Below are 13,657 nucleotides of genomic sequence, written 5' to 3' on the forward strand. Positions count from 1 at the left end.
CGCGGCACGCGGCACGCGGCACGCGGCACGCGGCACGCGGCACGCGGCACGCGGCACGCGGCACGCGGCACGCGGCACGCGGCACGCGGCACGCGAGATCTTGGTACCGGACGGCCCCTATGGGGGCCCTTTCCTACCAAGATCTCTGCGGTGTCCTGACCGGTGGGACACGGCTCCCGCCTGCCGGGAGGGCACGGACGGGAAGCGGCGCGGTCGCGGTGGGCGGGCGATGGGTGGAACACCATGGGTGTCATCGGCCCGCGGAGACACCCATGGTGTTCCACCGAGCCGCCGGGCCCGACCGTACGGCGCCGGGCAGCACCTCGGACCACCTGACGGCACCGCTTGATCACCGGGCGGACACCTCGGAACCCGGCGGGCAGCGACTGGCGGCACGGCGGTGCGGCTGGCGATGCGGCGCGCGGCACGACGGCACGGCTGGCGACGCGGCGCGCGGCACGACGGCTCGGCTGGCGACGCGGCGCGCGGCACGGCGACGGCGTGACGGCGCCGGGCGGCGGGCGGCGGGCGGCGGGCGGAGCGCACGTGGCGGAAACGCACGCATCGTGATCGGGCGGATTCGGGTGGCTACCGTTCGGCGCACGGGTGACGTGGCGTCCGCCGCGTCGCGTGGCAACCTGTCGCATCCCTCGGGCAGGATGCACGACGTGCACCGCCAACGGTACGACCAGCCGACCGGAGACCGCCGATGACCGACGATCAGCTCGACGGGCCCGGCGAGGGTGTCGGCCGGGTGCTCGGCACCGCTGACGCCACCCCGCTCACCTTCTGGACGGCTGTCGCGCCGGGCAGCTACCTGCAACTCGACGACGTGGTGGTGACCCGCCGCGACCTGCCCGACCGCGAGCCGGTGACGATCGCCGGGGTGGTGACCCAGGTGCGCGCCCGGCACGAGGGGGCGCAGTTCGACTCCGACGTCTTCGCCATCGCCGACGGCACACTGCCGGCGCAGGTGCAGGAGGCCGCCGAGGTGACCACCACGCGGGTCGACCCGGAGTTCTACGTGCCGCCCACGCCGGGTGCCGTGGTGCACCGGGCCGAGGGTGACGCGCGGGCCCGGGCGCTGCACTTCGACCGGATGGAGCGGCGGATCCCGATGGGGATGGGCCGCGACGGCGTGCCGGTCTACCTCAACGCCGACTTCCTCGACGGCACCCGGGGCGCGCACGTGTCGATCTCCGGCATCTCCGGTGTCGCGACCAAGACGAGCTTCGCCACGTTCCTGCTCTACTCGGTGTTCCGCTCCGGCGTGCTGGGCGGCGACGCGGTGAACGCGAAGGCGCTGATCTTCAACGTGAAGGGCGAGGACCTGCTCTTCCTCGACCACCCGAACACCCGGCTCGACGACCCGACCCGGGCGGCGTACGCGAAGCTGGGCCTTGACGCGGGCGCCTTCCCGGACGTGCGGGTGTACGCCCCGCCCCGGGTCGGCGACTCCTCCGGCACGCCGGATGTGAGCAGCCGGCTCACCGGGGTGGACAGCTTCTACTGGACGCTGAGCGAGTTCTGCGCCGACCGGCTGCTGCCGTACGTGTTCGCCGACGCCGACGACGAGCGCCAGCAGTACACGATGGTGGTCCACTCGGTGGCCGCGCACCTGGCCCGCTACGCCCAGCCCGCCGACGGCGGGGTGAGCATCGACGGGGTGCGGCTCGGCTCGTACGCCGATCTGGTTGACCACGTGGTCGAGCAGCTCAACGACGACGAGACGCGCGGCGAGTGGGCGGGCAGCGCGGTCGGGCTGGGCACCGTCAACGCGTTCGCCCGCCGGCTGATCGGCAGCAAGAAGGACCTGGGCCGGTTGATCCGTGGTGACCTGGCGACCCGCCGCCCGCACTCGATCAACACGGCGGAGAGCGCCCAGGTGACTGTGGTCGACCTGCACAACCTGCCGGATCGCGCGCAGCGGTTCGTGGTCGGCGTGACGCTCAAGAGCGAGTTCGAGCGCAAGGAGAAGGCCGGCACCGCCAAGCCGCTGCTGTTCGTCGTGCTCGACGAGCTGAACAAATACGCGCCGCGGGAGGGTTCGTCGCCGATCAAGGAGGTGCTGCTCGACATCGCCGAGCGGGGCCGTTCGCTGGGCGTGATCCTGGTCGGCGCGCAGCAGACCGCCAGCGAGGTGGAGCGGCGGATCGTCACCAACTCGGCGATCCGGGTGGTGGGCCGGCTCGACCCGGCCGAGGCGTCCCGCCCGGAGTACGGCTTCCTGCCGCCCGCCCAGCGGCAGCGGGCGCTGCTGGCCAAGCCCGGCACCATGTTCGTCAACCAGCCGGACATCCCGGTGCCGCTGTGCCTGGAGTTCCCGTTCCCGGCGTGGGCCACCCGGGTCTCGGAGGCGGGCCGCGCGCCCTCGGAGACGCTACGGTCGATCACCCAGGCCGCCGATCCGTTCGCCGTGGTCGGCTCCGGCTCCTCCGACGACGACATCCCGTTCTAGGCGGCACCCACATGAAGATCCTGCACACCTCCGACTGGCACGTCGGCAAGGTCCTCAAGGGGCAGTCCCGGGCCGAGGAGCACAAGCAGGTCCTCGCCCAGGTCATCGACATCGCCCAGCGCGAACGGCCCGACCTGGTGATCGTCGCCGGTGACCTGTACGACACCGCCGCGCCGGCCCCGGAGGCGACCCGGCTGGTGACGCGGGCGCTCACCGCGCTGCGGCGTACCGGGGCCGACGTGGTGGCGATCGGCGGCAACCACGACAACGGCGCGGCGCTGGACGCGCTGCGGCCGTGGGCCGAGGCGGCCGGGATCACGCTGCGCGGCAGTGTCCGGGAGAACCCGGACGAGCATGTCGTCGACGGGGTCACCGCGGGCGGGGAGCGGTGGCGGCTCGCCGCGCTGCCGTTCCTGTCCCAGCGGTACGCGGTGCGCGCGGTGGAGATGTACACGCTCACCCCGGCCGAGGCTAACCAGACGTACGCCGACCACCTGGGCCGGGTGCTGGACCGCCTCGCCGAGGGGTTCACCGAGCCGGACCGCGTGCACCTGGTGACCGCGCACCTCACAGTGGTCGGGGCGAGCACCGGCGGCGGCGAGCGGGACGCGCACACCGTGCTCGGATACGCCGTACCGGCCACCGTCTTCCCCGGCAACGCGCACTACGTGGCGCTGGGTCACCTGCACCGCTCGCAGCGGGTCATCGGCCCGTGCCCGATCCGCTACAGCGGCAGCCCGCTCGCCGTCGACTTCGGCGAGCAGGAGAACGTCGGGTCGGTGACGATCGTGGAGGTGACCGCCACGACCGCCGCCCGCGTCCGCGAGGTACCGGTGCCGGGCGCGGTGCCGCTGCGCACGGTACGCGGGACGCTGGCACAGCTCGCCGAGGTCGAGCCGCCGGAGGGCTGGCTGCGCGTCTACGTCCGGGAGCAGCCCCGGGCCGGGCTGCGCGAGGAGGTGCAGGAGCTGCTGCCCCGGGCGCTGGAGATCCGGATCGACCCGGAGCTGATGCCCGCGCCGGGCAGCGGCACGCGGACCGCCCAGCGGGCCGGCCGGTCGCCGGGCGAGTTGTTCGGTGACTACCTGGACAGCCGCGGGCACGCCGACGATGGTGTCCGGGAACTCTTCGACGAGCTGCTCGAGGAGGTGGAGCACTGATGCGACCGATGCGACTGGACATGGCCGGGTTCACTGTGTTCCGCGACGAGACCACTGTCGACTTCACCGACGCCGACTTCTTCGCGCTGATCGGGCCGACCGGTTCGGGCAAGTCGACGGTGCTCGACGCGATCTGCTTCGCGCTCTACGGCACCGTGCCGCGCTGGGGCGGCGCCCGAGGGCTGGCGAACGCGTTGGCGCCGTCGGCCACCGAGGCGCGGGTGCGGCTGGTCTTCGAGTCCGCCGGGGACCGCTACGTGGCGACCCGGGTGGTGCGCCGCGACGGCCGGGGCACCGTGAAGACGGCGAACGCCGGGCTGCAGCTCATGCCGCTGGGCTTCGACGTCACCAAGCTCGACACCGGGCTCAGCCCGGAGGATCTGGGCGAGGTGGTGGCGGGCACCCCGGCCGAGATGGAACAGGCGGTGCTGGACGCGGTCGGGCTGCCGTACGAGCAGTTCACCTCCTGCGTGGTGCTGCCGCAGGGGCAGTTCGCCGATTTCCTGCACGCCAAGCCGGCCACCCGCCAGCAGATCCTGGTGAACCTGCTCGGGCTGGGCGTCTACGAGTCGGTGCAGAAGAAGGCGGTCGAGCGGGCCGGGCAGGCCGAGGCGAAGCTGGAGGCGGTCGACAAGATGCTCGGCGGGCTCGCCGACGTCGACGACGAGGCCCTGGCCGCCGCCCGGGAGCGGGTGGACGCGATGCGGGAACTGGCCGCGGCGGTCGCTGCCGCCGTACCCGAGTGGGAGCGGGCCCGGGCGACGGCGGGTGAGCGGGCCGCGGCGCTGGCCGCCCTCGACGCCGAACTGGGTGTGCTGGCCGGGGTCCGGCCGCCGGACGGCACCGCCGAGCTGGCGCGGGCGGTGGCGGCGGCCCGGGTGGCCGCCGACGAGGCGGCGGGCGCGGTCGGGCTGGCCGAGGAGCGCGAGGAGAAGCTGCGCGGGGAGCTGGCCGCCGCCGGTGACGAGAGCGCGGTGCGGCTGCACCTGAGGGCGTACGCGGACCGGGACCGGCTGACCGCGGAGGCGGCGACGGTCCGCGCGGCGGTGGACGCGGCGCGGACCGAGCACGACGCGGCGGTGGCGGCGCTGGCGGCGGCGCGGGCGGACGCGCAGCGCGCCGAGGCGGAGCTGGAGTCGGCGTTCCGCGCGCACGAGGAGGCGAAGGCCGCCGATCAGGCGGTGGCCCTGCGGGCGCACCTGGTCGGCGGCGCGCCGTGCCCGGTGTGCGAGCAGACGGTCGGCACGGTGCCGGCGGTGCCGGAGGGTTCGGCGGTGAGCCGGGCGATTGAGGCGGGCAAGGCGGCACGGGCGGCGAGCGAGGCGGCCAAGCGGCTGGTGCAGGAACGCGACGCCGCGGCCCGTGACCTGGACCGGGTGCTGCTGCGCGCCCGGACCCAGCACGACCAGCTCGGCGCGCGCCTGGCCGAGCTGGACGAGCAACTGGCGGACGCGCCCGCGCCGGAGCGGTTGCGCGAGGTGCTCGCCGAGCACGCGCGGCTGCGGACCGCGCTGGATGAGGCGGCGGGCGCGGTGCGGGCCGGCCGGGAGGCGGCGCGGCGGGCGCGGGGCGCGCTGGACGCCGCGCAGGAGCGGCTGCGCCGGGCCTGGCGTGACTTCGACGCGGTCCGCGACGGGCTGGCCCGGTTCGGGCCGCCGGCCGCCGACCGGGACGACGTGGCGGCGGCGTGGACGGCGCTGGCCGGCTGGGCGGGCGAGCAGGCGCGGGCGCGGCGCGCGGAGCGGGACGGGCTGGCCGACTCGGTGGCGGCGGCGCAGCGGGCCGCGGCCGAGGTCGCCGACGGGATCGCCGCGTCGTTCACCGCGGCCGGGCTGGACGCCCCGCGGGACGCGCCGCGCGACGTGGCGGTGGCGGTGGAGCGGGCCGAGGCGGAGTTGCGCCGCCTCGACGAGCGCCGCGAGCAGGCCGCCGGGCTGCGGGAGCAGCGGGCCGGGCACGAGCACGAGGCGCGGGTGGCGCGGGCGCTCGCCGCGCACCTGCGGGCGAACAACTTCGAGCGCTGGCTCCTCACCGAGGCGCTGGACCTGCTGGTCGACGGCGCGTCGCGGATCCTGCGGGAGCTGTCCGGGGGGCAGTACGACCTGGTGCACGACAAGGGTGAGTTCTTCGTGGTCGACCACCACGACGCCGGTCTGCGGCGCGGGGTGCGCACGCTGTCCGGCGGGGAGACGTTCCAGGCGTCGCTGGCACTGGCGCTGGCGCTGTCCGAGCAGCTCGCCGGCATGTCCACCACGGCCGCGAGCCTGGAGTCGATCGTCCTGGACGAGGGTTTCGGCACGCTCGACGCGGCGACGCTGGACACGGTCGCGGCGACGCTGGAGAACCTGGCCGCCCGGGGTGACCGGATGGTCGGCGTGGTCACCCACGTGCCGGCGTTGGCCGAGCGCATCCCGGTGCGGTTCGAGGTCCGCAAGGACGCGCGGACGGCCCGCGTGGAACGGACCGGCCTGTGACCGGCACGCTCCGGCGGGGCGCGGCGTGACCGGGCCGTCGCCGGCGTTCTTCGTCGACGCCTGGGATCCGGCGTACGGCGCGTCGTTCGAGGCGGCGGGCGGGTCCGGGCCGGCCGCGCCGAGCAGTGCCCAGGTCGACGCCGACGTCGAGCTGCCGGCCACCGACTGGCGGGCGATCGGTCCCCGCGCGGATGTGCGGGTGCCGGACGTGGTGCTGCTCGTCGACGGGGTACGCCGGATCGACGCCAGCGTCTGGACGGCCGAGGAGGACGGCGGCTCGTTCCCCGGCATCGCCGCCTCGTACGCGGCCGGTGTGGTGCGCTGCGACCTGGAGCGGGGCGCCGCCGAGATGGCCGGTTCCCGGGTGGGCCGCGGCCTGTTCACCGCCAGCCCGTCGGCGCAGGACGTGATCGCCGGGTCGGTCCGTTACCCGGTGCACCGGGTAAGCGGCACCGGTGAGCTGAGCAAGCTGCCGGCCGCGGTGCAGGCGCCGCTGACCGCGCTGGAGGTGGCCGTGTCCGACGCGGTGCGCACCGACGGCGACCTGCTGGTGGTGGACGGCCCGCTGCGCAGCCGGCGCAACCTGCCGCGCACGCTCGGGTACATCAAGACGCAGCACAGCCAGTACCTCGACGCCCGGCTCACCGCCGTGGTGACCGGGCTGGCACCGGGTGAGCGGTGCCCGGTGTTCCGGCTGGGCACGGCCTGGGGCGGCTGGTCGTGGTATCTGCGGCTGCCGGTGCGAGCGGGCGCGCCCTGGGCGGGCATCGTGCGGGTGGAGTGCTCGGCCGACCTGACCGTGCCGGAGGCGATGGCGCTGGCCGACCTGTCGCTGGTGACGCTGCCCCGGTTCGCCTCCACCCCGTACAAGGATCCGCGCGCCCCGCAGAACCTGGTGCCGATCGCCGGGCTGGAACGCCGGCTGCGCGGGATGCTCGGCGACGCGCGGCTGCTGCACCGGGTGCTCACCGCCGCGGCGCGCGGGATGCGGCGCTGATGGGGCGGCGACGCGACTCCGATCGGGTAATGGCCGACGTCGACACCGGCCGGGCCGAGCTGGTGCCGGACGCCGACCGCCCGGGCTCCTGGACGCTGCTGCTGGACGGCGCGCCGCAGTCGCATGTGGACCTGACCGACCCGGCGCACCTGGAGTTCGAGTACGTCCGGCGGTTGGCCGCCGCGCTCGACCTGGTGGCGCCGGCCGGGGCGCCGCTGCGGGTGCTGCACCTGGGTGGCGGCGCGCTCACCCTGCCCCGCTACGTGCGGGCCACCCGGCCCGGTTCGGCGCAGCGGGTGTCCGAGGTGGACGGGGCGCTGGTCGATCTGGTGCGCCGCGAGCTGCCGTGGCCGTCGGATCCGCGCCTGAAGGTCCGGGTGGCCGACGCGCGGGCGACGCTGACGTCGAGCCGGGACGGCGCGTACGACGTGATCGTGGCCGACGTGTTCGCCGGTGCCCGTACCCCCGCGCATCTGACTTCGGTGGAGTACGCCGCCGAGGTGGCCCGCGTGCTCGCGCCCGGCGGCAGCTACCTGGCGAACGTGGCGGACGGCCCGCCGCTGCGGCACGCCCGCGGGCAGGTCGCGACGGTGCGGACCGTGCTGCCCCGGGCCTGCCTGGTCGGCGACGCGGCGGTGCTGCGCGGCCGGCGCTACGGCAACCTGGTGCTGGTGGCGTCCCGGGTGGAGCCGCCGGTGCCGGAGCTGACCCGGCGGGCGGCGGGCGACTGGTTCCCCGGCCGGGTGCTGGCCGGCGCGGAGCTGGACCGGTTCACCAGCGGTGCCGCGGTGGTCCACGATGCGGACGCCGTCGACTCCACTCCCCCGCCGCCGGGAATTTTTTCGGTCGAGCGTTGATCCGATCGGCTGGTCGCTGCGTATCACCGGGCGGCCATGCCCGTGGGGGCCGGCTGATGTCATTGGACAGCGGAGGTCTGCATGCATGCGGTGGCGGCCGGCTGGCACGGCGAGGTGGCGCGGCCCGAGTGGATGTCCGCCCGGGCACAACCACACTCGCGCGCCTCGCGTTCGGGCCGGGGGGTCGACGCCCGGTCCACCGACCGCCAGAATGACCCGGTGCCGCCGCGACCCGCTCCTGGACGCCACCAGGCGACCTCCACCGAGGCGAGCCACTCCGACCAGCTGATCCGCCTGCTGTACGCCGAGCACGCCGGCCCGCTGCTGATGTTCGTGATGCGGCTGACGGGCGGGGACCGGCAGCGCGCCGAGGACATCGTGCAGGAGACGCTGCTGCGGGCCTGGCGCAACGCGCACCGGCTCGGTGTGCAGGGGCAGGGTTCGCTGCGCCCGTGGCTGGTCACGGTGGCCCGGCGGATCGCCATCGACGAGCACCGCAGCGAGCAGGCCCGCCCGCCCGAGACGTACGACCGGGATCTGACCATGTTCGCCGAGTCGGACAGCACCGACCGGGTGCTGCGCACGATGACCGTGGCGGACGCGCTGCGTACGCTGAGCCAGTCGCACCGGGAGATCCTGGTGGCGACGTACTTCCGGGGGCGCACCGTGCCGGAGGCGGCCGAGGAGCTGGGGCTTCCGCTCGGTACCGCCAAGTCGCGGGTCTACTACGCGCTGCGCGCGCTGCGCACGGCTCTGCAGGAGAGGGGGGTGACCGAATGAGCCGGGCCGATCACATGGACGTCGCCGCGTACGCGCTCGGCGTGCTGGACGCGCAGGACGCGGAGCGGTTCGAGGAGCATCTGGCCACCTGCTGGGCCTGCGCGGCGGAACTGGAGACGATGGTCCCGGTGGTGGGGCTGCTCTCCGGCATCGACGGCGAGGCGATGGCCGCGCTGGAGCAGACGCACACCGATCCGGCGCTGCTGGACCGGACGCTGATGGCGGTGCGGCGGGACCGGCGTCGTACCCGGGTGCGGCAGTTGCTGGCGACAGCGGCGGCAGTGGTGGTGTTCGGCGGCGTGAGCGCGGCGGCGGCCGGGATGCTCGGCGACGAGCCGGCGCCGCCGCAGGCGGTGCCGACGCCGGGCGCGCCGACGGTGGCGCCGAGCGGAGAGCCGGGCGACCCGAACGACCCGGGCGTCGGCGGGAAAGAGGCGATCGAGGGCGACCAGCACAACGCGACCGACCCTGCGACCGGCGTGCAGACCACGATGTGGCTGGCCCGCAAGGAGTACGGCACGCAGATCGCTGTGCAGCTCAGCCGCCTGCCGGGGCCGCGCACGTGCCGGCTGGTGATGGTCCGCAAGAACGCCACGAGCGAGGTGGTCTCCTCCTGGTCGGTGCCGGTCGGCGGCTACGGCACGAACCAGAACCAGCTTCCGCTGGAGCTGACCATCACCACCTCGACACCGGTGCGTGACATGGACAAGCTCCAGGTGCAGTCGGTCGACGCGAACGGCGTGGCGAGTCCGCTGGTGACGGTGGACGGCATCTGATCCGGTACGACGACGGCGCCGGGTGGCTGAGCCACCCGGCGCCGTCGTGTCGTGCCCGGGCCGATGGACCCCCTCGTGCTGACGTACGCACGCCGGCGTCCATCGGTTCAATCGGTCCACTGTGAAATGTGCCACCATTGCGGGTTCAACCTTGACAGTGCCGCGCCCGTACTACTCGGCGAACTGCCAAGAACGAGGAGGGCACGTGGCACACCACAAGCGGACGACCGTCATCGTCGCGAGCGCGATGGTCGCACTTACGGCCTGCGCCCCCGCAGGCTACAACGGGGCGGACTCGGGCGCGGCCGAGCCGGTCGCCGTCGCCGCGGCCGAACCCACCGCGGCGGCCGAACCGGAGGCGTCGGCGGCTCCCGAGCAGGAGCCGGTCGCGGACCAGGCGCCCCCGTCCGACGTGCAGATCACCGACGAGCTGGTCGGCAAGAAGCTGCCCCGGATGGGCACCGTCGTCACCGACCAGGACGGCTGGGTGCTGTACCGGTTCGACAAGGACTCCGACGATCCGCCGCAGTCCAACTGCGTGGACCAGTGCGCCGAGGTGTGGCCGCCGTCGCTCACCGACGGCAACCCGCAGCTACGCGGCGTCTCCGACGACAAGGTCGGCACCATCACCCGCCAGGACGGCACCCGGCAGCTCACCATCGGCGGCTGGCCGGTCTACCGCTACATCGGCGACAAGGAGCCCGGCCAGTGGAAGGGCCAGGGCGTCGGCGGCACCTGGTTCGTGGTCGACCCGAACGGCAAGAAGAACCTGACCTGCCTGCCGACCGGCACCCCCAAGCCGGTCGCGCCGCCCGCCGCGGGCAGCTCGGACAGCTCCGGCGGCGGCTCGGACTACTCGTACTGACGCACCAGGACACGGTGACCGGTCGCCGCCGGGGAGGGCGCGGCCGGTCACCGTCGCGAACCCCGGGAGGTGGGCCGTACCGGCATCGGCCCGCCTCCCGGCCGGGCGTGCCCGGCGTCACGGCCGGGCCGCGTGGCAGAGTGACCCGGTGACCTCGCCCGACGCCCGCCGCACGCTGCGCCCGCCGGCCGGCTACCGCCTGGCCCCGTCGGTGCGGGCGCTCACGTTCAGCCCGTACGATCCGTGCGCGCGGATCGCCGCCGGCACCTTCTGGTGGGCCACCCGCACCCCGGACGGTCCGGCCACGCTGGCGCTGCGCCCGGAAGCCGGCGAGCTGCTCGCCGAGGGGTACGGTCCGGGCGCGGCCCGGGTGGTCGACCGGGCCGACCGGATCGCCGGGCTGTGCGACGACCTGACCGGGTTCGCCGCGCTCGCCGCCGCGCATCCGCTGGTGGCCCGGCTGGCACACACCCACCACGGGCTGCGGATGCCCGCCACCGGCCAGATCTTTCCCCGGCTGCTGCGGGCGGTCTTCGAGCAGAAGGTCACCGGCAAGGAGGCGTACCGGGCGTACGCCGCGACCGTCCGGCACTTCCGCGAGCCCGCGCCCGGCCCGCTGCAACCACTGCTGCTGCCGCCGGAGCCCGCCGCGGTGGCGGCCACGCCGTACTGGGTGTTCCATCCGTTCGGGGTCGAGCAGCGGCGCGCCGACACGCTGCGCCGCGCGGCGGCCGTCGCGGATCGGCTGGAACGCTGCGCCGACTCGGCGGAGGCCACCGGGCGGCTCACCGCGATCCCCGGCATCGGGCCGTGGACCGCCGCCGAGGTGGTGCGGATCGCGTACGGGGATCCGGACGCGGTGAGCGTCGGCGACTACCATGTGCCGAACACGGTGGCCTGGGCGCTGGCCGGGGAGCCCCGCGGCGACGACGCCCGGATGCTGGCGCTGCTGGAGCCGTTCCGGGGGCACCGCGGCCGGGTGTGCGTGCTGCTGGAGGCGGCAGGCGTGCAGGCCCCGAAGTACGGCCCGCGCGCCCCGATCCGTTCCTTCGCCCGCTACTGACCGCTCAGCGCCGCCGGCACAGCCGCCGAAGCGTCCGCCCCAGCCACCAGGCGTACGCCCGCTGGAAGCCGAGCACGACCGGCCCGCCGGCCCGCGCGTACCAGTGGGCCGGGCGGCTGAACGCGGTCACCTCGAACCAGACGCCGTCGGCGCCCCTGGTCACCAGGAACGCCTCCTCGCCGACCTCCGGGTGGCCGGGCAGCGTGCCGTAGCCGAACCCGGCCCGGTCCGGCTCGTCCACCGTCCAGACCACCTCGGTCGGCCCCCACAGCCGCAGCGGGCCGACACCGAGTCCCGGCGTGACCCGTACCCCGGGCGCGGCGCGCGGCGCGTCCGTCCGCATCACCACGCCGGCCGCCCGGTGCAGCCGCCAGCCGAGCACCGCGTCCGCCGCGACCGGGAAAGCGCCGTCCGGCAGCCGGACCCGGTGGCGCAGATGGTGGTAACCGGCCGGCCGGCCGCCGTCGCGGGTCGCGCCCACCTCCGGGTACGTCAGCTCCGGCACGCCGGTCACCTCCTCGGTCACGGGAACACCCCTGCCAGGGTACGGCCGCCCGGGAGCGCCGTGGTGAGCTGAGGTCCACCCGGGCCAGGTGTCGAGTTGCGGCGCCCAGGATGTCCGGCTCGCCGCCTTCGCCAGGCACCACAACTTCCAGGATCGGCGGTTCGCCGGGCGGCGGAGACGCCTGGGCTGGTGGCCCGGCCGTCCGGCCGCGGCCAACCCGGGGCAGGCGGCGCGGAGGTCAGGCGACGCGCTGTCAGGCGGCTTCGCGGAGGTCGGCCAGGGTGACCGGGGCGTACCGCTTCAGCAGGCGTTCCAGCTCGGTGACCGAGCCGACCTCGCCGAGGACGTTCGCCCCGCCGCCGTGCTCGGGCGGGTAGCGGTGCGCCAGCCGGTAGCGGTACCGGCCACGGATCATCTCGACGCTGACCCGCCAGCGCCCGCAGCATCCGCAACTCCACTCCGGCACGCCGCGACGGTAGCTCTGACCTGCGGTTTCACCATTCGGGCGGCGGTGACGAACGCGGCCGGCACGGGACACGACACCCGGCCACCGGCGGTGATCTGCCTCACCACTGTCGGTGGGGTCTGGTTGACTGGTCGCCGTGGACCTGCCGATCAACCCTCCGGTCGAGCCGATGCTGGCCAAGAGCGTGTCCGAGCTGCCCACCGATCACGGCCTGACCTACGAGCCGAAGTGGGACGGCTTCCGCTGCATCGTCTTCCGCGACGGCGACGAGGTCGAGCTGGCCAGCCGGGGCGGCAAGTCGATGACGCGCTACTTCCCGGAGGTGGTCGAGCAGGCCCGCCGGCAGCTCCCGGCCCGGTGCGCGGTCGACGGCGAGCTGATCGTGATCCGCCGGGACGGGCCGGGCGGCCAGCCGCGGCTCGACTTCGAGCTGCTGGCCCAGCGGATCCATCCGGCCGCCTCCCGGGTGAAACTGCTGGCCGAGACCACCCCGGCCGACTTCGTCGCGTTCGACCTGCTGGCGATCGACGACGAGCTGCTCGTCGATCAGCCCTACCCCCGGCGCCGGGAGCGGCTGGAGCAGGCGTTGTCCGGGGTGCGCCCGCCGGTGCACGTCACGCAGGTGACCACCGACCCGGAGACGGCTCGCCGCTGGTTCGACGTGTTCGAGGGAGCCGGGCTGGACGGGCTGATCGTCAAGCCGGCCGACCTGCCGTACGAGCCGGGCAAGCGGCTCATGTTCAAGGTCAAGCACGCGCGCACCATGGACGCGGTGGTGGCCGGTTTCCGCTGGCACAAGTCCGGTCCGGTGGTCGGCTCGCTGCTGCTCGGCCTCTACGACGACGACGGCGTGCTGCACCACATCGGCGTCAGCTCCTCGTTCACCATGGCCCGCCGCAAGGAGCTGCTCGACGAGCTGGAGCCCTACCGCGACGTCGGCGGCGAGCACCCGTGGGTGCACGGCGACCACGAACGGGGTCAGCGCATCCCGGGCGGGGTGAGCCGGTGGACCGGCGGCAAGAACCTGGAGTGGGAGCCGCTGCGTCCGGCACTGGTGGTCGAGGTGGCGTACGACGCCATGGAGGGCGACCGGCTGCGGCACACCGCCCGGTTCCTGCGCTGGCGGCCCGATCGTGATCCCCGCTCCTGCGACTACGGCCAGCTCGACCGCCCGATCCGCTACGACGTCGACGAGGTGCTGCGCGGCGACCCGGCGGCGACGGCCGGTGACACCCGCGGCCGGGCGTAACCTGACG

General features: G+C 74.9%; 12 protein-coding genes. 10 read left to right on the forward strand and 2 right to left on the reverse strand.

Features of this window, described 5'->3' with window-relative positions:
- The first annotated feature begins 709 nt into the window (after positions 1-709).
- The 9 genes from GA0070215_RS08680 to GA0070215_RS08720 all read left to right on the forward strand — a co-directional run bounded on the left by GA0070215_RS08680 (position 710) and on the right by GA0070215_RS08720 (position 11,430).
- A complete protein-coding gene (locus GA0070215_RS08680; protein ID WP_018788475.1) occupies positions 710-2,458 on the forward strand; it encodes an ATP-binding protein in 1,749 nt (582 codons plus the stop codon).
- Between the two features lie 11 nt (positions 2,459-2,469).
- Positions 2,470-3,618 carry an exonuclease SbcCD subunit D gene (locus tag GA0070215_RS08685; RefSeq protein ID WP_091043814.1) on the forward strand — a complete coding sequence of 383 codons (1,149 nt, stop codon included), beginning with the start codon at positions 2,470-2,472 and terminating at the stop codon, positions 3,616-3,618.
- Positions 3,618-6,092, forward strand: coding sequence for an AAA family ATPase (locus GA0070215_RS08690; protein ID WP_091043817.1), 2,475 nt, complete (start codon positions 3,618-3,620; stop codon positions 6,090-6,092). Before GA0070215_RS08685 ends, GA0070215_RS08690 begins: the two co-directional genes overlap by 1 nt.
- 25 nt (positions 6,093-6,117) lie before the next feature.
- Positions 6,118-7,089 carry a hypothetical protein gene (locus tag GA0070215_RS08695; RefSeq protein ID WP_091043820.1) on the forward strand — a complete coding sequence of 324 codons (972 nt, stop codon included), beginning with the start codon at positions 6,118-6,120 and terminating at the stop codon, positions 7,087-7,089.
- A complete protein-coding gene (locus tag GA0070215_RS08700; protein ID WP_091043824.1) occupies positions 7,089-7,946 on the forward strand; it encodes a spermidine synthase in 858 nt (285 codons plus the stop codon). The genes GA0070215_RS08695 and GA0070215_RS08700 overlap by 1 nt, the downstream gene beginning before the upstream one ends.
- Before the next feature lie 81 nt (positions 7,947-8,027).
- Positions 8,028-8,726: a sigma-70 family RNA polymerase sigma factor gene (locus tag GA0070215_RS08705; RefSeq protein WP_091043828.1), complete on the forward strand. Its 699-nt coding sequence runs from the start codon at positions 8,028-8,030 to the stop codon at positions 8,724-8,726.
- Positions 8,723-9,502 carry an anti-sigma factor family protein gene (locus tag GA0070215_RS08710; protein ID WP_091043832.1) on the forward strand — a complete coding sequence of 260 codons (780 nt, stop codon included), beginning with the start codon at positions 8,723-8,725 and terminating at the stop codon, positions 9,500-9,502. Before GA0070215_RS08705 ends, GA0070215_RS08710 begins: the two co-directional genes overlap by 4 nt.
- A 205-nt stretch (positions 9,503-9,707) precedes the next feature.
- Positions 9,708-10,367, forward strand: a complete 660-nt coding sequence (locus GA0070215_RS08715; protein WP_018788482.1) for a COG4315 family predicted lipoprotein — start codon at positions 9,708-9,710, stop codon at positions 10,365-10,367.
- Between the two features lie 148 nt (positions 10,368-10,515).
- Positions 10,516-11,430 carry a DNA-3-methyladenine glycosylase family protein gene (locus GA0070215_RS08720; RefSeq protein WP_018788483.1) on the forward strand — a complete coding sequence of 305 codons (915 nt, stop codon included), beginning with the start codon at positions 10,516-10,518 and terminating at the stop codon, positions 11,428-11,430.
- Positions 11,431-11,434: 4 nt separating this feature from the next.
- On the opposite strand, the gene GA0070215_RS08725 is transcribed toward GA0070215_RS08720, so the two are convergent.
- Together GA0070215_RS08725 and GA0070215_RS08730 are read right to left on the reverse strand one after the other, a co-directional pair.
- Positions 11,435-11,956, reverse strand: coding sequence for a DUF1990 family protein (locus GA0070215_RS08725; RefSeq protein WP_018788484.1), 522 nt, complete (start codon positions 11,954-11,956; stop codon positions 11,435-11,437).
- Between the two features lie 232 nt (positions 11,957-12,188).
- Positions 12,189-12,401, reverse strand: a complete 213-nt coding sequence (locus GA0070215_RS08730) for a hypothetical protein (protein WP_026268617.1) — start codon at positions 12,399-12,401, stop codon at positions 12,189-12,191.
- 136 nt (positions 12,402-12,537) lie between these two features.
- Here GA0070215_RS08730 and GA0070215_RS08735 point away from each other — a divergent pair, with 136 nt between their 5' ends.
- Positions 12,538-13,650 carry an ATP-dependent DNA ligase gene (locus GA0070215_RS08735; RefSeq protein WP_091043835.1) on the forward strand — a complete coding sequence of 371 codons (1,113 nt, stop codon included), beginning with the start codon at positions 12,538-12,540 and terminating at the stop codon, positions 13,648-13,650.
- The last annotated feature ends 7 nt before the right edge of the window (positions 13,651-13,657 follow it).

The sequence above is a fragment of the Micromonospora marina genome (genome assembly GCF_900091565.1).
GTDB classification, from domain to species: Bacteria; Actinomycetota; Actinomycetes; order Mycobacteriales; family Micromonosporaceae; genus Micromonospora; species Micromonospora marina.